This is a genomic window from Pseudoalteromonas sp. S3776, from assembly GCF_005886915.1.
Classification (GTDB): Bacteria; Pseudomonadota; Gammaproteobacteria; order Enterobacterales; family Alteromonadaceae; genus Pseudoalteromonas.
In genome coordinates this window covers 1-314 of the sequence record NZ_PNCU01000221.1, presented here as the reverse complement: position 1 = coordinate 314, position 314 = coordinate 1, and the positions used below count along the sequence as shown (strand labels likewise).

Annotated in this window: 1 protein-coding gene; it reads right to left on the bottom strand. The window is 34.4% G+C overall.

Annotation, left to right across the window (positions count from 1 at the left end; all coding sequences use genetic code 11):
- The coding region (locus CWC16_RS19680; RefSeq protein WP_171037717.1) for a Bax inhibitor-1/YccA family membrane protein at positions 1-314 on the bottom strand (314 nt) is incomplete at both ends.

Genomic DNA, 314 nt, shown 5'->3' with positions numbered 1-314 from the left:
AAATAAACTGATTCCGATACTCAATAGGCTACTATCATATACAAAGCTCACATTCACACCAAACAGGCGTAATACCAGTGTTATGAGGTAAAAAATTCCGATACCTAATGTTGCGGTAAAAATGATGGATTTAAAGCGTTCAGTAGCTTTGATGATTCTAAAATTATATAATAAGAACATCGCTAAAGAAACACCAAATGTTAATCCAACGGCTTGCATAATAAGTCCGGGATATTTTTCTGCAAATGCTGCGTTTAGTATCGCTGAAATACCGCCAATAAATAAACCTTCTAATAAGGCATATAATGGTGCTA